17 protein-coding genes are annotated in these 20193 nt (G+C 64.7%); 8 read left to right on the top strand and 9 right to left on the bottom strand.

Translation table 11 applies throughout. The annotated features are described in order from the left end of the window. Positions 1-50 precede the first annotated feature (50 nt). The 4 genes from HV823_RS18440 to HV823_RS18455 all read right to left on the bottom strand — a co-directional run bounded on the left by HV823_RS18440 (position 51) and on the right by HV823_RS18455 (position 5216). Entirely contained in the window at positions 51-995 is a 945-nt protein-coding gene (locus HV823_RS18440; RefSeq protein ID WP_176951210.1) for a sugar-binding transcriptional regulator, read from the bottom strand. Between the two features lie 168 nt (positions 996-1163). Further along, a complete protein-coding gene (locus HV823_RS18445; RefSeq protein ID WP_176951211.1) occupies positions 1164-2099 on the bottom strand; it encodes a sugar phosphate isomerase/epimerase family protein in 936 nt (311 codons plus the stop codon). 8 nt (positions 2100-2107) lie between these two features. Then, positions 2108-3619 (bottom strand): glycerol-3-phosphate dehydrogenase, encoded by a 1512-nt coding sequence (locus HV823_RS18450; RefSeq protein ID WP_176951212.1) that lies wholly within the window; start codon positions 3617-3619, stop codon positions 2108-2110. 46 nt (positions 3620-3665) lie between these two features. Continuing rightward, positions 3666-5216, bottom strand: a complete 1551-nt coding sequence (locus tag HV823_RS18455) for an FGGY-family carbohydrate kinase (protein WP_176951213.1) — start codon at positions 5214-5216, stop codon at positions 3666-3668. Positions 5217-5996: 780 nt separating this feature from the next. On the opposite strand from HV823_RS18455, the gene HV823_RS18460 reads away from it, so the two are divergent. The 8 genes from HV823_RS18460 to HV823_RS18495 all read left to right on the top strand — a co-directional run bounded on the left by HV823_RS18460 (position 5997) and on the right by HV823_RS18495 (position 15445). Continuing rightward, entirely contained in the window at positions 5997-6647 is a 651-nt protein-coding gene (locus HV823_RS18460) for a DUF2291 family protein (protein WP_176951214.1), read from the top strand. Continuing rightward, the gene (locus tag HV823_RS18465) at positions 6644-8185 is read left to right on the top strand and encodes a sugar ABC transporter ATP-binding protein (protein ID WP_176951215.1); all 1542 of its coding nucleotides are present in this window, start codon (positions 6644-6646) and stop codon (positions 8183-8185) included. The genes HV823_RS18460 and HV823_RS18465 overlap by 4 nt, the downstream gene beginning before the upstream one ends. 12 nt (positions 8186-8197) lie before the next feature. Further along, complete coding sequence (locus HV823_RS18470) at positions 8198-9238, top strand: ABC transporter permease (protein WP_176951216.1); 1041 nt, start codon at positions 8198-8200, stop codon at positions 9236-9238. 118 nt (positions 9239-9356) lie between these two features. Then, complete coding sequence (locus HV823_RS18475) at positions 9357-10304, top strand: D-ribose ABC transporter substrate-binding protein (protein ID WP_176951217.1); 948 nt, start codon at positions 9357-9359, stop codon at positions 10302-10304. A gap of 118 nt (positions 10305-10422) precedes the next feature. Next, a complete protein-coding gene (locus HV823_RS18480; protein WP_176951218.1) occupies positions 10423-11277 on the top strand; it encodes a DeoR/GlpR family DNA-binding transcription regulator in 855 nt (284 codons plus the stop codon). 68 nt (positions 11278-11345) lie between these two features. Next, positions 11346-12869, top strand: coding sequence for an FGGY-family carbohydrate kinase (locus tag HV823_RS18485; RefSeq protein WP_176951219.1), 1524 nt, complete (start codon positions 11346-11348; stop codon positions 12867-12869). A gap of 13 nt (positions 12870-12882) precedes the next feature. Next, positions 12883-14556, top strand: a complete 1674-nt coding sequence (locus HV823_RS18490; protein ID WP_246301694.1) for a glycerol-3-phosphate dehydrogenase/oxidase — start codon at positions 12883-12885, stop codon at positions 14554-14556. 256 nt (positions 14557-14812) lie between these two features. After that, complete coding sequence (locus tag HV823_RS18495) at positions 14813-15445, top strand: cytochrome b (RefSeq protein ID WP_210270857.1); 633 nt, start codon at positions 14813-14815, stop codon at positions 15443-15445. Positions 15446-15494: 49 nt separating this feature from the next. Here HV823_RS18495 and HV823_RS18500 read toward each other — a convergent pair whose 3' ends face one another. The 5 genes from HV823_RS18500 to HV823_RS18520 form a co-directional block, all read right to left on the bottom strand. After that, positions 15495-15854 carry a cupin domain-containing protein gene (locus HV823_RS18500; RefSeq protein WP_176951221.1) on the bottom strand — a complete coding sequence of 120 codons (360 nt, stop codon included), beginning with the start codon at positions 15852-15854 and terminating at the stop codon, positions 15495-15497. Positions 15855-15930: 76 nt separating this feature from the next. Continuing rightward, positions 15931-17316 carry an NAD(P)/FAD-dependent oxidoreductase gene (locus HV823_RS18505; RefSeq protein ID WP_176951222.1) on the bottom strand — a complete coding sequence of 462 codons (1386 nt, stop codon included), beginning with the start codon at positions 17314-17316 and terminating at the stop codon, positions 15931-15933. Between the two features lie 16 nt (positions 17317-17332). Further along, complete coding sequence (locus tag HV823_RS18510; RefSeq protein WP_176951223.1) at positions 17333-18448, bottom strand: ABC transporter ATP-binding protein; 1116 nt, start codon at positions 18446-18448, stop codon at positions 17333-17335. Between the two features lies 1 nt (position 18449). After that, entirely contained in the window at positions 18450-19241 is a 792-nt protein-coding gene (locus tag HV823_RS18515) for an ABC transporter permease (protein ID WP_176951224.1), read from the bottom strand. Then, positions 19238-20125 (bottom strand): ABC transporter permease, encoded by an 888-nt coding sequence (locus HV823_RS18520; RefSeq protein ID WP_210270858.1) that lies wholly within the window; start codon positions 20123-20125, stop codon positions 19238-19240. Before HV823_RS18520 ends, HV823_RS18515 begins: the two co-directional genes overlap by 4 nt. Positions 20126-20193: the final 68 nt, after the last annotated feature.

Here is a 20193-nt window from a genome sequence, read left to right on the forward strand (position 1 = left end):
CATTGTTCCTGACAAATTATAACATGAAATTTGTGATTTTGTGACTTTCCTCACGTCGAGCTTTGCAGCAGCTGACGCGCCGTGCGCTCGTCGGTGATCAGCCCGTGGAGCTTGTGGCTGTGCAGCACGGCCCGGATCGCTTCCGTCTTCACCGGGCCTCCGGCGATGGCGACGATGCGGTCCTCACCGGTCTCGGAGAAGGAGGCCGCGAGCGTTCTCGCCGTGACGGAGGTTTCCAGGATCCGGCCCTTGCTGTCGAAGAAGTGGCCAAGCAGTTCGCCGATGCCGCCGAGAGCTGCGATCTCCTCCAGCTCGTCCGGCTGCAGCATGCCCGATTTGACGAGATGCGCCTGGTTGTCGACGGTGCCGATGCCGACGATCTTGAGGTCGGCGCTGCGGGCAAGGTTGAAGACTTCGCTCACGCCGCGCTGGGAGAGCAGCACTTCGCGGTCTTCCTCGGTGTTGGCGAAGAACGGCACGGGCATCACATAGGCCTGCGTGCCGGTCTTCTCCGCCAGGCGATGCATGACGTCGTAGGGGTTGGCGGCATAGTTGCGGGTGAGGCCGCCGAGCAGGGAGACGAAGCGCGTGCTGCCGGCGGCGATGCGCGGCAGATGATGAACAGCGGCCGAAAGTGTGCGGCCGTGGCCGAAGCCGATGACGGACGCTTCGCCGCGCTCGATTTCGCGCCGCAGGAAGTCCGCCCCCGAATGACCGAGCGTCGTCAGCGCCAGCGGATCGTCGTCGGTATCCGGCGCCACCTCGCAATAGTCCAGCCCGTAGCGGGTCGAAAGGTCGACCTCCAGGTTGGCACATTCGGCGATCTCGCCGTCGATGCTGACCTTCACGACGCCCTCGGCAACGGCGCGTGCGATCAGCCGATGTGCCTTGACCGAGGGAATGCCGAGCCTTTTCGCGACGGCGGACTGGGTGAACCCGCCGATGTAGTGCAGCCAGGCGGCGCGGACGGCGAGGGATTCTTCGTTGTCGGTCATCGCGATGTCCTGTCCTGTTCTGTAGCCCGAGGCGGTCTTCAGGCCAAGTCCTGGGACATTTCCGCTTGTTCCCGAAAGTGTCCTATCTCTTTGTTTCGACGCGAATCGGCACGCAAATCTCGCCGCGCGTCCTGGCTCGAATCGCATTTGCAGACGGTCGCTTGACGGTCAACCGAGCTTGAGATCGGACGCGCCGGTATCGATATGCGGCGCCCAGAAGGCAATGCTTTCGGCGATCTGCGCAATGACCTGCCGGTCGTTCGGTTCGCGCTCCTTGAAGGAAAGTTCGAGGCAGATCTCGTTGTCGACCGCGCCGCCCTCGGCAAAAGCCTTGAGCAACGGTTCGGGCTGGATGCGGCCCTTGGCGTTGAACTCCGCCGTAAACGGCCGGTGGCCGCCCTTGTCCATCAGGCTCTGCTTGATGTGGATGATCGGGGAGACCTTCGGCACGGCGCGCGCCCAGGCATAGGGCTCGTAATCGTCGGGATTTTCAGAGGTGACATCGCCGTGGTCGATGTCGGCCATCATCCACATCGGGATCGCCATGTTCGCAGCCGTCAGCCGGTCCTGGAGCGAGAGGCAGGCCTCAATCGTCTCACCGAATTCGCGGCCGATGCTCATCGGCTCCCAGAAGACATAGGAGAGGCCGGCAGACTTGGCATGCTCGGCGACCTCCGCCCAACAGTCGATGGCGATCTGAATCAGCGCTTCGCGGCGGGCCGGGTCGTCGTAATCCTTGTAGGTGAAGATCGCGAACTGCGTGCCGACGGAAGTGCCGCCGAGATCGCCGGTAATGTCTGCGAATGTCTTGAACCAGTCGACATAATAGCGGCGCACGTCGGCATCGGGATGGCCGAAATGGTTGAGGCGTCCATAGGGGCCGGTCATGCCCGAAGTGACGCAGACGCCGGTGCGTTCGAGCGCCTTGTCCATCTGCCGTGTCAGCCGGCGGATCGTCGCGGCGTTCCAGCTCGGATTGATGAACTCATGCGTCAGTTGCAGATCGCGCAAGCGCAGGTCGCGGGCGACGGTCTCGATCAGGTCGTCGGGATCGGCGAAACGGTTGACCAGCGGATTGGTGTTGAGCGAGAGCGTCAGCGGCATGGTCGTCCTCAGGCAGCGGCAAGGCGGGCGGAATTGAACCAGTCGGCGAAGGCCGCGCGCTCGGCTTCCGTCAGGTGGAGGTAATGCTTAGTGCGGCGGAAAAGAATGTCGTCCGCCGTCTGCGCCCATTCGTGGGCTGCGAGATAACGGGCTTCCGCCTCGTAGAACTGGCCGCCGAAATGCCGACCAAGACCTTCAAGGCTGGTGGCGCCAGCAACGATGGCCTTGGTGCGCGTGCCGTAGAGACGGCCATAGTGGTGCACCAGCTTGCGCGGCATCCAGGGATAGGTATCACGCAGGCTGTTGGCGAAGGTCTCGTAGTCGGCGTTCGGCATGTCGCCGCCGGGAAGCGGGGCCTTTTCGGTCCAGTCGCCGCCCATGTTCGGGAAGACGTGCTTGAGGCGCTGCATGCCGCGCTCGGCAAGTTCGCGGAAGGTGGTGATCTTGCCGCCGAAGACGTTGAGCAGGGGGGCACCGCCGGTTTCGTCTAGGTCAAAGACGTAGTCGCGGGTGACGGCGGACGGATTGCCCTTGCCGTCGTCAAAGAGCGGGCGCACGCCGGAGAAGGAGTGCAGCACATCCTGCCGGCGCAGCTTCTCCTTGAAGTAGCGGTTGACCGCCTTCAGCAGGTAGTCGATTTCGCCCTCATCTGCGGAGACATCCTCGGCACGACCTTCATAGGCGATGTCGGTGGTGCCGATCAGCGCCTTGTCGCCCTCATAGGGGTTGATGAAGATGACGCGCTTGTCGTGGTTCTGTACGAGATAGGCATTCGAGCCCGCCCAGAACTTCGGCACGATGATGTGGCTGCCCTTGACGAGGCGGACATTGCGCGTGGAGTTGGAGCCGGCAACGCGGTTGATGACGTCGGACACCCACGGGCCGGCACAGTTGACGAGGCATTTGGCGCGGAAGGTGCGGGTTTCGCCGGTCACGCTGCTTTTCGTCGTAACGGTCCAGGCGCCGTTTTCGCGGCGGGCGGAGACGGCGGGCGAGCGCGTCAGCACCACGGCGCCCTTTTCGGCGGCGCCGATTGCGTTCAGCGTCACGAGGCGGGCGTCGTCCACCCAGCAGTCGGAATATTCGAAGCCGCGGGTGTACTGGTCGAGGATCGGCGTGCCTTCCGGGTCGCGCGCGAGGTCGAGCGTGCGCGTGCCCGGCAGCTTCTTGCGTCCGCCGAGATGGTCGTAGAGGAAGAGCCCGAGCCGGACGAGCCAGGCGGGGCGATCCTCAGGGCTATGCGGCAGCACGAAACGCATCGGCCAGATGATGTGCGGGGCGGCGTTGAGCAGCACTTCGCGCTCGATCAGCGCCTCGCGCACGAGGCGGAATTCGTAATATTCGAGATAGCGCAGACCGCCGTGCACCAGCTTGCCGGAGCGCGACGAGGTGCCCTCGGCAAGGTCGTCCTTTTCGCAGAGCACGACTTTCAGTCCGCGTCCCGCCGCGTCGCGGGCAATGCCGGCGCCGTTGATGCCGCCGCCGATCACGAAGAGGTCGATAGGTTCGGGCTCGTTCATTTCAATCTCCTTCGACGCCACCCGCGGGACGGCGCAAACGTGTTCTTCAGCGTGCGGCCAGGATGTCCCAGGCGGGCGCGATCCCCTGGCGCACCTCCGAATAGGCCGAAAACAGGCGCGTCATGCGTTCGGTGTCTGCGGGCTTCGGCTGCTCGGCTGCGCCAAGCTCAGGCGTGACCCAATCGGCGATGCAGTCATCCATCGTGCGGTAGGCGCCGATGGCGACCGCGGCCATCATCGAGGCGCCGGCAGCACCCGCCTCCTCCCGCGTGCTGACGCGGACCGGCGCGCCGAGTGCGGCGCCAAGCGCACCACGCAGCGAGGCGGAGCGGGCAGCACCGCCGCTGACGCGCAGCTCCGACGGCAGGGCGCCCATCGCGGCGTAGCAATCGCGCGTTGCCATGCCGAGGCCCTCGACGACGGCGCGCACGAGGTCCGGATAGCGGTGGCGGCTGGCAAGGCCGGTGAAGTTGGCACGGGCGCGGGCGTTGACGAAGGGGCCGCGCTCGCCAGCCTCGGAAATATAGGGGTGGTAGAGGATGTTGCCCGGCTTGCTCATGGCAAACCACTGGTCGACGCGGCCGATCATGTCGTTGAGCCCGACGGTGACGCCGAACTCGCCGAGCAGGTCGGCGCCAAGCTGGAGCAGCCAGTCGAGGTTGATCGTTGCGCCCATGTTCGTCTGCACCTGGGTGACGATGCCTGGGATCGGCAGCGCAATGACATAGCCGGTGCGCTCGGCGTTCAGCACGACGTCGGAGACGGGCTTTGCCAGGAGATGCACGCCCGTCGAACCGATGGCGGAGCAGGCGGCATTGCGGCCTTCGCTGCGCACGCCTGCGCCGAGCGCCGTCATGCACATGTCGACATAGCCGAGGCAGACGGGCGTGCCGGGTTTGAGGCCCGAGGCGGCAGCCGCCTCCGTCGTCAGCGGGTGGACGGTCTGCGTGCCCTCGATGACCTCCGGCAGCAGGTTGCGGCGATGGCTGAGGCCGAGCGCTGCCAGCACGTCGCTGTCATAGTCGCGGGTGCGGAAATTGCCGAAGGTGAAGCTCACTTCGGACGGATCGGTGGCGCGGACGCCGGTCAGGTTCAGGTAGAGCCAGTCCTTGCAGTGCATCGCCGTTTCAGCGCCGGCGAGCAGATCCGGGAAATACCGATCCATATGGGCCAGCTGGGTGCCCTGCTGGCAGGTGTTGAGGCCCGTGCCGGTCGCAGCGAACCGGGCGCGATCGCCATCGGACGCGGCAAGGCGTTCGACGGTCGGCGCCGCCCGGGCATCGAGCCAGAGCCAGGCATCGCCGGCCGGTCGATTGCCGGCGCCGACGAGCCAGGTGCCGTCGCCCTGGCCGGTGACGGCAATGGCGGCGGTGCGATCGGCGAGGCGCTCGACCTTTTCGGCGAGCCCGCGCAGAGCGCGCGTGCAGTCGAGCCAGGTCTGGTCGAGCGATTGGGTGACGGAGCCGTCTTCACCGGATTGGTAGGTGTTGCGCACGGAGGCGCTGGCGATCTGGCGGCCGGAAAGCGTGAAGGCGACCGCCTTCATGACGGACGTGCCGGCATCGATGCCGATGATCAGGTCTGCGGCCTCAGCCATGGCGCGAACCTGCAGCTCCCGCGGCGGCTTTCGTCGCTTCGCCTTTCTCGAAACAGGGCATTGGATCCTCCCGATGGTCTCTTCGGCAATACGGGTGATTTTCGGGCCTGGCATCCCGGCCAGCCTGAAGAAGCCACGATAAACCTCCCGTACGTCACGCAAGAACATAACACAAAGTTATCGCGTGTCTCGAAAAAATTTTCGCACCAAGAATTTTTTTTCAGGTAAGATGGATTATAGAGCGGGCGATGCGGGGAGGGAATTGTGCGGCGTTCGCGGGGTCTTGCTGCTGCCGCTTCCAGGCCATCTTGAGGGCGAGGTGGTGCGTCGATGGGTATCTCTTCTTGCATTTTTCCCATGTTAATTAGTGGCTTGAAGAAATCTCGATGCTGCTTCTCTGTTGACGTCTGCTGAGAAAAGCGTGGCCCATCCGGTTGCTCCCTTTTCTCTCCGGCATTACGAAATTGTGATTGAAGGAGGGCGTCGCGCAATCGAGATGGCAAAAAAGGTCCATTGACAGGCTGTGTTAAGATAACATATATACTGGGACATATAACACGCAGATATCGCAAACGCGAAGATGTGTGCAATGCAGCGCAAGGCAGGTGAGGAGATCTGGCCGGCGTCGTTCATGGGGAGGACATCATGACATGTTCTGTTTGGAAGCCATCGATGCCCGGCGAATGCGCCGCAGGCAGTTCTTTCGGCAAATTCCGGTCGCCGCCTCTTCGCGCGCGTTCCCGCTGAGGCTTCCATCATCCAACCGCAAGGCCAACCGAAATGACTGACGCCACGCTCTCGAAATCGCCCCAGTCCGCGCGCAGCTATCGCTGGATCGGCATCGCCGCCGCCGTCATCCTCGTCGGTGCCATGGCCTTCGACACGAAAATCGTGCGTATCGGCTCCGAAGATGACGTCCAGGTGCAGAAGTTCTCACCGGAAACCTTCGGCTCCGAGCAGTTCCCGGTCATCAAGCAGGATGTGGAAAACCGTGCTGCCGATGCGGTCGAGCTGGCGCAGGCGATCGCCGCCGACAAGAAGGCGGCGGGCGAGAAGTACGGTGTCGCCACTTCCACCGGTCCCGTCTTCCCGGTCAAGTTCACCGGCGTCGTCGGCGAGCGCAAGGCGAACTACAACGTCGTCGCCGTCGAAGGCCTTCCGGCCGAACTGACCGTGCGCGTGCAGACCGGCCCGGCCCTCAACGGCACCGATCTGCGCGATGCGACCGGGCAGATCGAGTTCGGCCAGTTCAAGAACCAGATCGAGTACCAGGACGCCGGATCCGCCATCAACAACGAGGTCAAGAAGGCCGTTCTCGGCAGCATCGATCCGGCGGCGCTGACAGGCAAGACTGTTTCCGTCGTCGGTGTCTTCAAGCTGGTCAATCCGAAGAGCTGGATCGTCACGCCGGTGAGGATCGACGTCCAATGAGCGCGCTCGCCGAAACCGCTCAGAAGGGCGAAGTCGTACTCGCCGCGCGCAACGTGGCGAAGTCCTACGGCAACGTCCATGCCCTCAAGGGCGTCAATTTCGACATTCATCGCGGCCAGGTGACGACGTTGTTCGGCGAGAACGGCGCCGGCAAGTCGACGCTGATGAAAATCCTCTCCGGCGTGGTGCAGCCCACGTCGGGCGAGATCGTTCTCGATGGAGAAGCGATCGCTTTCGCGTCATCCTCCCAAGCACGCGACCGCGGGATCTCCATCATCCATCAGGAACTCAGTCTCGCGCCGAACATGAACGTTCGCGACAACATCTTCATGGGGCGAGAGATCATGACGGCCACGGGCGTGGACTTCGCCGAGGAAGAGCGCCAGACGCGCCTGCTGATGGAGGAGCTGGAAGAGGACATCGATCCTCTTACACCCGTCGAGGACCTGCGCCTCGGCCAGCAGCAGATCGTGGAGATCGCCCGGGCCCTCTCGGTCAATTCGCGCATCCTGATCATGGACGAGCCGACCTCGGCGCTGTCAGCCTCGGAAGTCGACGTGCTGTTCAAGGTCATCCGTGACCTCACCAACCGCGGCGTGTCGATCGTCTACATCTCCCACCACCTCGAAGAGGCCTTGCAGATCACCAATCATGCCGTCGTCCTGCGCGACGGCACCATGACGGCCTATGCCGAGCGCAAGGACATCGACCTCGAATGGATCGTCCGCCACATGGTCGGCGAAAACTTCGACCTCGGCTCGCCGCCGTCCGGCTACGACAAGGGCGATGTCGCGCTTTCGATCGAGGGCCTGACTGTGCCGGATCCCGGTGGAGCCGACTACTCGGTCGTCGACGGGCTTTCGCTTTCGGTGCGCGCTGGCGAAATCGTCTGCATCTACGGCCTCATGGGGGCGGGCCGCACGGAACTGCTCGAGACTGTCGCAGGCCGCCTGAAGCCATCGTCCGGCAGCGTCAAGCTGAAGGGCAGGGACGTCACCGGCCAGTCGATCGCCGGCTGCATTCGCGACGGTCTCGTGCTCGTGCCGGAAGACCGCCAGCGTGACGGCCTCGTCCAGACCATGACGGTCGGTCGCAACCTCTCGCTCGCCAGCCTCGGCGCCTTCACGCGCGGGCTGTTCACGTCTGCCGCACGCGAACTCGATCTGGTGGGCGATGCGATCCGCAAGGTTCACATCAAGACCGACGGCGGCGATGCCGCGATCGGTTCGCTCTCCGGCGGCAACCAGCAGAAGGTGGTCATCGGCAAGATGCTGGCGACCAATCCCGAGGTCATCCTGCTCGACGAGCCGAGCCGCGGCATCGACATCGGCGCCAAGGCGGAAGTCTTCAAGCTGCTTGCCGAACGGGCGAAGCAGGGGCTGGCCGTCGTCTACACCACATCCGAGGTCGGCGAGTGCATCAGCATCGCCCACCGCATCATCGTCATGCGGCGCGGCCGCATCTCCGCAGAATTCGGTCCCGACGTGACCAAGGAACAGATCATGGCCGCCTCCGGCGAAGCCGTGCATGCCCATTAGGAGCGCCGAGCAATGTCAGTCACACCCGCAATCGACACCAAGGCAGCGGCGAACGGCAGCAAGCGCAAGAAGAGCCTTGTCGAGCTTCTGTTCGAAGGGCGCGCCTTCTTCGCGCTGATCGCCATCGTCGTCGTCTTCTCCTTGATGTCGCCGAACTATTTCACGGTCAGCAACTTCCTGATCATGGCCTCGCATGTCGCGATCTTCGGCCTGCTCGCCATCGGCATGCTGCTCGTCATCCTCAACGGCGGCATCGACCTTTCCGTCGGATCGACGCTCGGCCTTGCCGGCGTGGTCGCGGGCTTCCTCATGCAGGGCGTGGTGCTGCCGCAACTGGGCGTGATCCTCTATCCGTCCGTCTGGGTCGTGGTGATCCTGACCTGCCTGCTCGGTGCCGTTGTCGGCGCGGTCAACGGCGTGCTGATCGCCTATCTGCGCGTGCCCGCCTTCGTTGCCACGCTCGGCGTGCTCTATGTCGCCCGCGGCATCGCGCTCCTGATGACCAACGGCCTGACCTACAACAATCTCGGCGGCCGTCCGGAGCTCGGCAACACCGGCTTCGACTGGCTCGGCTTCAACCGCCTCGGCGGCGTTCCGATCGGCGTCATCGTGCTTCTCGCCTTCGCGGTCGTCTGCCACATCCTTCTGACGCGCACGGCTTTCGGCCGCTGGCTCTACGCATCGGGCGGCAACGAGCGTGCGGCGGAACTCTCGGGCGTGCCGGTCCGGCGCGTGAAGATTGCCGTATACGTGCTTTCCGGCATCTGCGCGGCCGTCGCCGGCCTGGTGCTGTCCTCGCAGCTGACGTCCGCGGGACCGACGGCCGGCACGACCTACGAACTGACGGCGATTGCCGCCGTGGTCATCGGTGGCGCCGCTTTGACGGGCGGCCGCGGCACGGTGATCGGAACCATGCTTGGCGCCTTCGTGATCGGCTTCCTTTCGGACGGCCTCGTGATCATCGGCGTCTCCGCCTACTGGCAGACGGTTTTCACCGGCGCCGTGATCGTCACCGCCGTTCTCCTGAACAGCATCAAATACGCTCGCCGCTAACCAAGCGGCGACCGACTGGAACTGACCGCGACCGGGAGAGGCGGACCACCGATTGGCCCGGCAGCGGAAAGTATCGCCGAAAGCCGGCGCAACCGAACTCAACAATGGGAGTGAGACCATGATCAAAAAAGGAATGCGTGTACTCTTCGCTGCAACCGCCGTCGTGCCGCTGCTGTTCAGCACCGCCTGGGCGGAAGGTCTGATGACGATCATCGTCAACGATCCGTCCAACCCCTACTGGTACACGGAAGGCGAAGTGGCCAAGGCAACCGCCGAAAAGCTCGGCTACACCGCCAATGTTGCCGCCCACAAGGGTGACACCAACACCGAGAGCAACCTGATCGACACCGCGATCACCAACAAGTCGGTCGCGATCATCCTCGACCCGGCAAACGCCGATGGTTCGGTCGGCGCCGTCAAGAAGGCCGTCGCTGCAGGCATTCCGGTGCTTCTCGTCAACGCCGAGATCAACCAGGAAGGCCTCGCCAAGGCGCAGCTGGTCTCGAACAACGCCCAGGGTGCCGCAATCGGCGCACAGCAGTGGGTCGAGGCAGTCGGCGACAAGGGCAAGTATGTCGAGCTTTTTGGTGCGCCGGCCGACAACAACGCGGCAACCCGCTCGAACGGCTATGAGACCGTCCTGACCCAGTATCCGGACCTCGAGAAGGTTGGCCGCGAAGTGGCCGACTGGGATCGCACCAAGGGCCACGCCAAGATGCAGTCCCTGCTGCAGGCCAACCCCGACATCATCGGCGTCATCAGCGGCAACGACGAAATGGCGCTGGGTGCCATTGCCGCGCTCAAGGAAGCCGGCAAGCTCGAACAGGTGAAGGTCGGCGGTTTCGATGGTTCTCCGGACGCTGTCGCCGCCATCAAGGCCGGTGAACTGCAATACACCGTTCTGCAGCCGGTCGCCGTCTTCTCGGAAGCGGCCGTGAAGCAGGCCGACAACGTGATCAAGACGGGCAGCACCGGTGTCGAAACCGAAAAGCAGCTCTTCGATTGCCTGCTGATCACCAAGGACAATGTCGACAAGTATACCGCTCCGTTCGTCCTGAGCGAGTAATCAAGTCCGGGAGCGCCCTCCGGGCGCTCCCGATTCGCGGGCCTTGGGCTAACCCCCGGGCCAGCTTGGCATTTTCCTTGCCGCCCGATACGAGATACGAAAACTCTCACCTCGAAGCATGGCAGGGTCTCCCGTGAACAGGAAAGTCGACGTCAAGGATTTGCTTTCGGAAGGGCTGCCGAGCGACAGCCGGCACGCGCGCCAGCTTGCGCGTCGCCAGATGATCGCCGAAACGGTTATCGCCGAGGGCTCGATCCGTATCGAGGACCTGACCGAGCGTTTCGGCATCAGCCTGATGACGGCGCACCGGGATGTCGACGAGCTCGTCAGTCGCGGTCTCTTCCGCAAGACGCGGGGCATCGTTTCCGCAGCACCCACGAGCCTCATCGAATCCTCCGACGTCTATCGGGCGACGAAGCAGGCCAAGGAGAAAAAGGCGATCGCCGAAGCGGCGATGCAGTTCGTGGAGCCGGGGCAGGCGATCTTCATGGACGATGCCACGACCGTCCACGAGATGACCCGGTTTCTGCCGGTAAAGGTGCCCTTGACGGTCATCACCAATTCGCTCGTCCTCATCAACGAGCTGAAGGAGGTGAGCGATCTCAACCTGATCGGCCTCGGCGGGCAGTTCCACCACTGGTGCAATGCCTTCATGGGGCACATCACCACCAACGAGATCCGCCGCCTGCGCGCCGACACGGTCTTCATGTCCCTCTCGGCGATCGTGGACGACGTCGTCTATCACCAGTCGCCGGACACCGTCGAAACCAAGCGGGCGATGTTCGAAAGCGCCGCAAGGCGCGTGCTTCTGGCGGACCACACCAAATTCGAGCGGCGCGCGCTGCACCACTTCGCGACGCTCCAGGAATTCGACGCTGTAATCGTCGACGAGGATATCCCGATCTCCCACCTGTCGCGCATGCGCTCGAAGGGGATCAACGTCATTGTGGCGGACGGAGAACGGTCCGGCTGAGGAGCCCGCTGCTGCGGATATCCTGATGTCGGGTGCCATTTCTCCTTCGCTTGAGAATGGAGACAACGATGCCCTGCATCATGGGTATAGACAGCGGCCTGACGGTGACAAAGGCCGTCATCTTCGACGCGGACGGCACGGTCCTTTCCATTGCGCGGCGGCGCGTCCCCCAGTTGATACCAGCACCGCAGCACGTCGAGCGCGACATGGACGACCTGTGGGCCGCCACGGCGGACGCCATCCGGGAGGCGGTTGCCGCCTGCGGCCGTCCGGCCTCCGATATCGTTGCGATCGCCGCCACGGCCCATGGCGACGGCATCTATCTCCTTGACGAAGACAAGAGGCCGCTCGGCCCCGCCATCGTCTCGCTCGACACGCGCGCCGGCGCCATTGCCGATGCCTGGAACGAGGGCGAGGTCGGCGCCCGCTCGCTGGAGTTGACCGGCCAGCGGCCGCACGCCTCGGCACCGTCCGCCATTCTCCGCTGGATCCGCGATAACCAGCCGGAGCGCTATGAACGCATCGCCCATTTCATCGCGTCAAAGGACTGGCTGCGCTTCTGCCTCTGCGGCACGGTGGGCACGGACCGGACGGAAGCCAGCACCTCCTTCACCGATGTCCGCACGCAGGACTATGCCGAAGAAGCGTTCCGTCTCTTCGGACTGGACCGGCTCGCCGGACGGCAGCCGCCGATGTCCGCCTCGACCGACGTCGTCGGCGGGGTGACGGCGGAGACCGCGCGCCTGACCGGGCTCGTCGAGGGCACGCCGGTCATGGCCGGCCTTCATGACGTCACGGCGTCTGCGCTCGGAATGGGCGGCTACGGCGAGGGCGTCGTCGCCGTCATAGCGGGTACCTACTCGATCAACGAGACGGTTTCGCCGGCGCCGAAGGTCGATGGCCGCTGGTTCTGCCGCAACGGCATCCTGCCCGGCGAGTGGAACAACATGTCCATCTCGCCAGCCTCGACCGCCAACTACGACTGGTTCATCGAACAGTTCTGTGCGGGCGCTGCGCAGCAGGCGGAGACGTCCGGCGAGAGCATCCATGCGATCGTCGGCAGGGAGTTCGAGGCCGCACGTCAGCGCCCGTCGAGCGTCTTCTTCCATCCCTATCTCTTCGGTTCTCCGTTTGCCGGCGCATCGAGCGCCGGTTTCTACGGGCTCAATGCCTGGCACGACCGGGGCGATATGGTTCGCGCGGTGCTGGAAGGGATCGCCTTCAACCACCGCGTCCATGTCGATGCCCTGCGCGACGGCTTTGCGCCGACATCTGCACGCCTGACCGGCGGCGTGTCGCGCAACCCCGCCATGGCCGGCCTCTTCGCCGATATCCTCGGCCTGCCGGTCACCGCGACACGGACGGAGGAAGCGGCCGCCTGGGGGGCTGCGCTATGCGCCGGGGCGGGCGCCGGTCTCTTTGCCTCCCCCACCGACGATCCCCGCGATCTTGCGTCGATCGAGACCACTCATCAGCCGGATCCCGACCGGCAGCGCGCCTATGACGAGAAATACCGGGTCTTCCTCGACCTCGCCGAGGCCATGAAACCGCTCTGGCCGAGGCTGCGACGTCTCGGCGATGCCGAGATGTAACAGGAATACCCACATGACGGACATGACAGCCGATGCGGTCGAGACCTTCGACGTCATCATCCTTGGCGCGGGGATCAACGGGGCGGGCCTTTTTCGGGACCTCTGCCTGCAAGGCCTGAAATGCCTGATCGTCGACAAGGCCGATTTCGGTTCCGGCACCAGTGCCGCGCCGTCGCGCCTCATCCACGGCGGCATCAAGTACCTGGAAACCGGCGAACTGGGCCTCGTCGCGCAATCGACGCTGGAACGCAACCTGCTGCTGCGCAACGCGCCGCATTGCGTCGAACCGCTGCCGACCTTCATTCCCTCCTTTTCGCTGGCGAAGGGCGCATGGGCGGCGTTGCGCACGCTGCTCGGCTCGACGACGGCGCCACGCAGCCGCGGGGCGGTGCTGATCAAGATCGGGCTCGCCCTCTACGATCTCTATGGGGCGCGTCACCGCGTGATGCCGAAGCATCAGTTCTTCTTCCGCCGCAAGGCGCTCGAAGAAATGCCGGAAATCACGCCGCGCATCGTCGCGGGCGGCATCTACTACGACGCCAAGATCAGCCGGCCGGAACGGCTCGTCTGGGAACTGGTGCGCGACGGTCTCGACGCCAGCCCGGCCTCCGGCGCCACGAACGGCACGACTTTGCTCGGGCAGGAAGACGGCGTGCTCCGTTTGCGTGACCCGCGCGGCGGCGAGCGACAGGTGCGTGCCGGCATCGTGGTCAACGGGGCCGGCCCATGGATCGACCATGTCAACGCGACGCTCGGCGTCCCCGGCAAGCTGATCGGCGGCACGAAGGGCTCGCACATCCTGCTGAAGCACCCGGAACTGGTCAAAAGCCTCAAGGGCCGCATGATCTATTTCGAGGCCGACGACGGGCGCATCTGCCTCGTCTACGACTTTCTCGGCCTCGCGCTCGTCGGTTCGACCGACATCAAGGCGGACAATCCGGACACGGTGCGCTGCGAGGAGGACGAGATCGATTATTTCATCGCAAGCCTGCGCTCGCTTCTGCCGAAGCTGGATTTCGATCGCAACCAGATCGTCTATGCCTATAGCGGCATCCGTCCGCTCCCTGCCTCGGATGCCAGCCAGCCGGGCCTGATCAGCCGCGACCACTCGGCGCCGGTGGCGGAGCCGGTCGAGGGACGGCCGTTTTCCGTCATCTCGCTCGTCGGCGGCAAGTGGACGACGTTCCGCGGCTTTGCCGAGGAAGTGGCCGACACGATCCTGTCCCGCATGGGAAGAAACCGCAGAAAAAGCACGCAGATGCTGCCGATCGGCGGCGGACGCGGCTTTCCGGTGGATGAAGCGGCCCGGCGTGCATGGGTCTCGCAACGGTCGGCGAAAAGCGGCTTGTCCACAGCCCGCGTCGATGCGCTTCTCGGCCGCTACGGGACAACGGCTGATGCCGTCCTCGCCCATATCGCGGCAACGGGAGACGTGGCGCTCGCGCATGTCGAAGGCTATGGCCGCGCCGAGATCGACTGGATCGCGCGCAACGAGATGGTCGAGCATCTGGCAGACATCGTCATGCGCCGGACCACGCTTGCGATCGAAGGCAGGCTGACGGCTGCGGGCCTCGACGAAATCGCATCCGTTGCCGCAGCGGCGCTCGGCTGGGACGAGGGCCGGAAGGGAGAAGAAGTTGCGGCGGTCACGATGCAGCTGACTGCGATCAACCGCGTCGGCCTTTGAGGTTTCGCCACGTATTTGCCGCGCGATCATGCCGTTACTAGCATCGCGCGGCGCTTCGGACCGGATGCCGCTTCGTCGTGCCGTTCCGGTCGAGAACCGGTGTGAGGCCTTGTCGCGCCGGGTCTCGACAAATGTCTCGACGCAGGTTAGGCAGCCCGAACATGGCGGCTGGACGGCGCCGCTGATTTTGCATTGATGGCCGGAACCAGCACTGAACGGCGGGACAGGCGATGTCGAAACTGTTCAGGAAAGTCGCATGAAAAAGCAGGAAGTGACGCGCTCGTCCAATATCTGGATGGATTGTCCTGCCCGCTATGGTCTTGTCAGCCGCGTGTTGCATTGGGGAATGGCCTACCTGCTGATCTGGCAGTTTGCCATGATCCTGTCCTGGCGTGTCTTCGACGGCTCCGATCTGTTGAAGACGATCTCGTCCTATGGACCGGGACACGGCACGGCCGGTGCACTGACGATCGTTTTCGTTAGCATCCGCGCCCTCTGGGCATTCGCCAACCGCCACCGGCGGCCGGTGCACGCGGCGGGATGGGCTGGCCGGGCGGCGCTTGCGGGGCACGCCGGGCTCTATCTGCTGATGTTTGCCGTCCCGGCACTGGCGCTGCTCAGGAACTATGGCAACGGCAAGGGCTGGAGCCTCTGGGGCGTGCAGATCGTTCCCTCCACCGGCGTGAGGGTCGACTGGCTGACGGCACCGGCCAACGCCCTGCACGGAACGCTGGCCTGGCTACTTCTCTGCCTGATCGCCGGCCACGTCGCTGTGGCGCTCGTTCATCATTTCATCGGGCGAGACGATACCCTTGCCAGGATGGCGGGGCGATTGATGCAGCGCCCGCAATCGTCGGGAAATTCGGCTGCCGCGCCCGGCAAGGCATGAGAATGGCGCCGAGCGCTCGGCCATATCGCGGGTGCGGGAGAACCTGGCCTCAGGTCCCCTTTGCGACCATCGTGTAGATCTTTCGCGTCTGCTCGTGGATCGTCCACTCGCCGCGCCAGCCGAGCGGCAGCAAGAACATCTCGCCGGCGCGGATTTCCCGGCTCGTGCCATCGGCATTGTGCAGCGTGACGCGGCCCGTCAGCAAGTGGCAGATCTCCGCGTTCTCGCTGCGGTCGGCGGTGAACCGGCCGGGCGTGCATTCCCAGACGCCGGTTTCCAACTTGCCCTCGGCGCTCGTCCAAAGCGCCTTTGCAGCTTCCTTCTGCTCCCCTTCGATCGAGGTCGGCTTGGGCGCGAAGGGGCCGAGGTCAAGGCTTACAAGTTCGCCGAAGTTTTCTAAGCTGATCATTGCAATTTGTCCCGTCTTGCAAGGCTGTGGTGCGGCGCGGCCGCACGTGCCAGTGTGAGCATCAGTGTCGTGAACATCAGTGTCCCGTGATCCTGTCGGCCAGGACGGCAAGCTTCGACGTCGTCGGCAGGCCGGCCTCCTCGCGTTCGTCGGCGATCCGGTAGAGCTGGTACATGGAGTGCACGCCGAGCCAGCGCAGCGGCTCAGGTTCCCATTTGCGCACCGTGCGGTTGACCCAGGGCAGGCGGACCAGTTCCGTGTCGCGCTTCAGCACGAGATCGGCAAGGGTGCGACCGGCCAGGTTCGAGCTCGAAACGCCGAGGCCGACATAGCCGCCGGCCCAGCCGATGCCGGTCGCGGGATCGAAGCCGGCCGTCGTGCACCAGTCGCGCGGCACGCCGAGGACGCCGCACCAGGCATGTTCGATCCGCAGCTTTTTCGTCTGCGGCAGGAGGCGGGTCAGGATCCGGTGGAGCTGGTCGATCGTCGCCTGCTGCGTCTGGCCGTTGACGTCCGTTGCCGAGCCGTAGCGATAGGGCACGCCGCGACCGCCCATGGTGATGCGGCCTTCGCGGGTGCGCTGCGCGTAGCAGTAGGCATGGGCGGCGTTGCCGAGCAGCTCGTGCCCCTCCCAGCCGATGTCCTTCCATAGTTCTTCCGGCACCGGCTCGGTGACGATCTGGGCGCTGTTGAGCGGCAGCCACGTCCGCTCATGTCCGGGCAGGCTGGCGGTGAAACCCTCGGTGGCACGGATGACGACGGGAGCACGAACCGTGCCGGATGCCGTCGTGACGCGTCCCTTTTCGAAGGCGGTCACCTCGGTGCCCTCGTAGATCGTCACGCCCAGGCGCTCAACCGCATCGGCAAGGCCACGCACCAGCTTGGCCGGCTGGACGCGGGCCATGTCGCGAATGACGAAGGCGCCCTTGACGTCGGCGATCCGGATCCGCCGCGAAGCTTCCGCCGCCGACAGCATGTCGATCCTTTCGCGCGGCATCTGCCAATCGAGATAGAACTGGTATTCCTCGCGGGCGCGCTCCAGCTGTGCCGCATTGGTCGCGACCGTGAGGTTGTCGGTGCGCAGGATGTCGGCGTCGATGCCCTCTGCCGTTGCGACGCGGATCACCTCGTCCACCGTTCCCGCCATGGCGCTCTGCATGTCGACCACGGCGCCGCGGCTGGACGTCTTGAGGTACTTCTCGCGAGACCAGCTGAAGCCGCCGGACAACCAGCCGCCGTTGCGCCCGGAGCCGCCGAAGCCGGCGAATTCCCGCTCGACCACGACGATGTTCAGCCGCGGGTCGGCCTGCTTCAGGTAGTAGGCGGTCCACAGGCCGGTGTAGCCGGCCCCGATGATGCAGACGTCCGCTTCGCGGTCTCCGGGCAGGGAGGGGCGCCTGGCCGGCAGGCCGCCGATGTCGGCATACCAGAACGAGATGTTGCCGTTGGTCTTGGCTTGCATGGAAAGGATCCGTGTATCAGGTCAGAGTGATGTCGGCGCTGGCGTCGTCGGCAAGGAGCGTGACGTCGCCGGGCCGGAATACGATCTCGGCGGTATCGCCGATGGCAAATTCGGGCGCGCCGAGGGGGCTACGCACGACGGCGGTCGTGCCGTCCTTCAGGCGAATGTCGTACTTCGAGCCCGAACCGACATAGATCGCCTCCTCGACAATCCCGCTCAGGCGGTTCTCGCCGTCGACGACCCCGGTGCCGGGTCGATGCAGCACGGCACGCTCCGGCCGCAGCAGGATCACCGGTGCCGCCTGCCCGGAAATCTTCCCGCTTGCGACGATTTTGGTCCCGGCGATCGACACCACCGTGTCGCCGCCGACGATATCGGCCTTGCCGCGCAATACGGTCGATTCCCCGATGAACCGTCCGACGAAAAGGGTGGCCGGGTTGTCGTACAGCTCGCGTCCGGTTCCAATCTGCTCCACCTGGCCGCCGTTGAACACGGCGATGCGGTCGGACAGCACGAGCGCCTCTTCCTGATCGTGCGTGACGTAGACGAAGGTGGTGCCGAGCTCGCGATGGATGCGCTTGATCTCCAGCTGCAGCCATTCGCGCAGCTTCTTGTCGAGCGCGCCGAGCGGTTCGTCCATCAATAGCAGCGGCGGGTCGAATACCAGCGCGCGGGCAAGCGCGACGCGTTGCTGCTGGCCGCCGGAGAGTTCGTTCGGATAGCGGTGGGCGAAGTCGGCCATCTTCACCATGTCCAGCGCGTGACGAACCTTGCCCTCGCGCTCGGCCCCGCTGATGCCGCGCAGCGTCAGCGGGTAGGCGACGTTCCGGCCGACGCTCATATGCGGGAACAGGGCATAGTGCTGGAAGACAACGCCGATGTTGCGCTTGTGCGAAGGCAGGCCGAGCACGCTCTTGCCGCCGATCTCCAGGCTGCCGGAGCTGACCTCGGTGAAGCCGGCAATCAGGTTCAAGGTCGTGGTCTTGCCCGATCCGCTGGGGCCCAGCAGCGTCATGAACTCGCCGGGCCGGATGCTGAGATCGAGGTCGCGCAAGGCGACGAACTTGCCGTACCGCTTGGAGGCCTTTCGGATGTCGATGGAGGCCCCGGCGGATTTGTTGGTGGCATTCATGTCAGGTCCTTCCACGGCGCATGCCGATCAGCAGGCCGGCAACGATGATGAACGAGGTCGCAAGGAAAAGCAGAGTTCCGACGGCGGCCACGGTCGGGTCCGCGTCGCGGGTGATGCTGCTGTAGATCTGAACCGGCAACGTCTTGAGGTAGGGGCTCGTGATGAAGAGCGCGACGATGATTTCGTCGAAGGAGGTGATGAAGGCGAACAGGGCGCCGGAGAGCACGCCGGGCAGGATGAGCGGCAGGGTGACGGTGCGGAAGACCGTCAGCTTTCCAGCGCCGAGGCTGGCGGCAGCCGTCTCCAGCCTGCGGTCGAACACCTCGAGGCTGGCGGAAACGGCGATCAGGACGAAGGGGATCGCCAGCATGGTGTGGGCGAAAACGAAACCGGCCATGGTGCCCACCAGCCCGGTATCGAGGTAGACGGCGTAGATGCCGATCGCCAGCACCACGCCCGGCACCACCATCGGGGTGATCAGGATCGCCCTCAGGAGGCCGCCGGTGCGGGCGGCCGCACGGGTGACGCCGAAGGCTGCAAGCGTGCCGAGCGTTGTTGCGAGGATCGCGACGACGGTCGCGATCATGAAAGAGTTGCGCAGGCTCAGCAGCCATTCCGGATTGGTGAAGAAATTGTCGTACCACTGCCAGGAAAAGCCGGCGGGAGGAAACGCCAGCGACTTGTTCGAATTGAACGACATCGGAATGACGACCAGCGTCGGCGCGAGCAACAGGATTGCCACGAGCAGGCAGAAGAGGCCGAGGAAGATGCGGGAGGAGAGCTGCATGGTCATTTCTCCCGCCGCGTCTGCGTGTGCTTCTGGCGCATCAGCGGGGCCGCGATCGCCAGAAGGATGAAGGTGGCGACGAGCAGCACGACGCCCATTGCGCCGCCGCGTCCCCAGTTCAGCAGGCTGAGTACCTGGTTCTGGACGAGCGAGGACAGCATGGTGCTCCGCGGGCCGCCGAGGAGGGCTGGCGTGATGTAGAAGCCGAGCGACAGGATGAAGACGATGATCGCGCCGGCATAGATGCCGGGGAGGGACAGCGGGACATAGATCTGCAGGAAGGCCCGCCAGGGCTTCGCGCCGAGACTGCGGGCAGCCTGCAGAAGCCTCGTATCGATGCCCTTCATCACCGAATAGATGGGCAGGATCATGAAGGGCAGCAGCACCTGCGTCATGCCGATGACGACGCCGAGCTGCGTGCGGATGAGCTTGACGGGTGACAGCCCGAGCCCGCGCAGAAAGGAGTTTATGACGCCGGAGTCCTGCAGGAGGATGACCCAAGCAAGCGTCCTGACCACGCCGCTCAGCCAGAACGGGACGAGCACGCACAGGATCAGGATCAGGCGCAGGTTCTTGCCGACGACGGTCATGGCGTAGGCATAGGGATAGGCGCAAATCAGGGAGGCTAGCGTGACCCAGCCTGACAGGACGAAGGTGCGCTGGAGCACCGCCATGTTGACGGAGGAGCCGAAGAACCAGATGTAGTTCTGCAATCCCGGTTCGGGTTCGGTGAAGCTGCGCAGAACGATGATCGCCAGCGGATAGACGAGCACGGCGGCCAGCAGCAGCACTGCCGGCGCTGCCAGCCAGCCTGCGTCGCGCAGGTTCAGCCGCCGCGCCGCCGCGCGTTCGCCTGCGGTCTGGTTGTCGGTCTGGGGCAAGGCGCTCAAAGCCGTTCTCCTGTCGACGCGGTGTTACCTGACGCTCGCGGATCCGGGCGACTAAGGCGCTCGCCCGG

The sequence above is a fragment of the Mycoplana rhizolycopersici genome (assembly GCF_013378445.1).
In the GTDB taxonomy this organism is placed as follows: Bacteria; Pseudomonadota; Alphaproteobacteria; order Rhizobiales; family Rhizobiaceae; genus Mycoplana; species Mycoplana rhizolycopersici.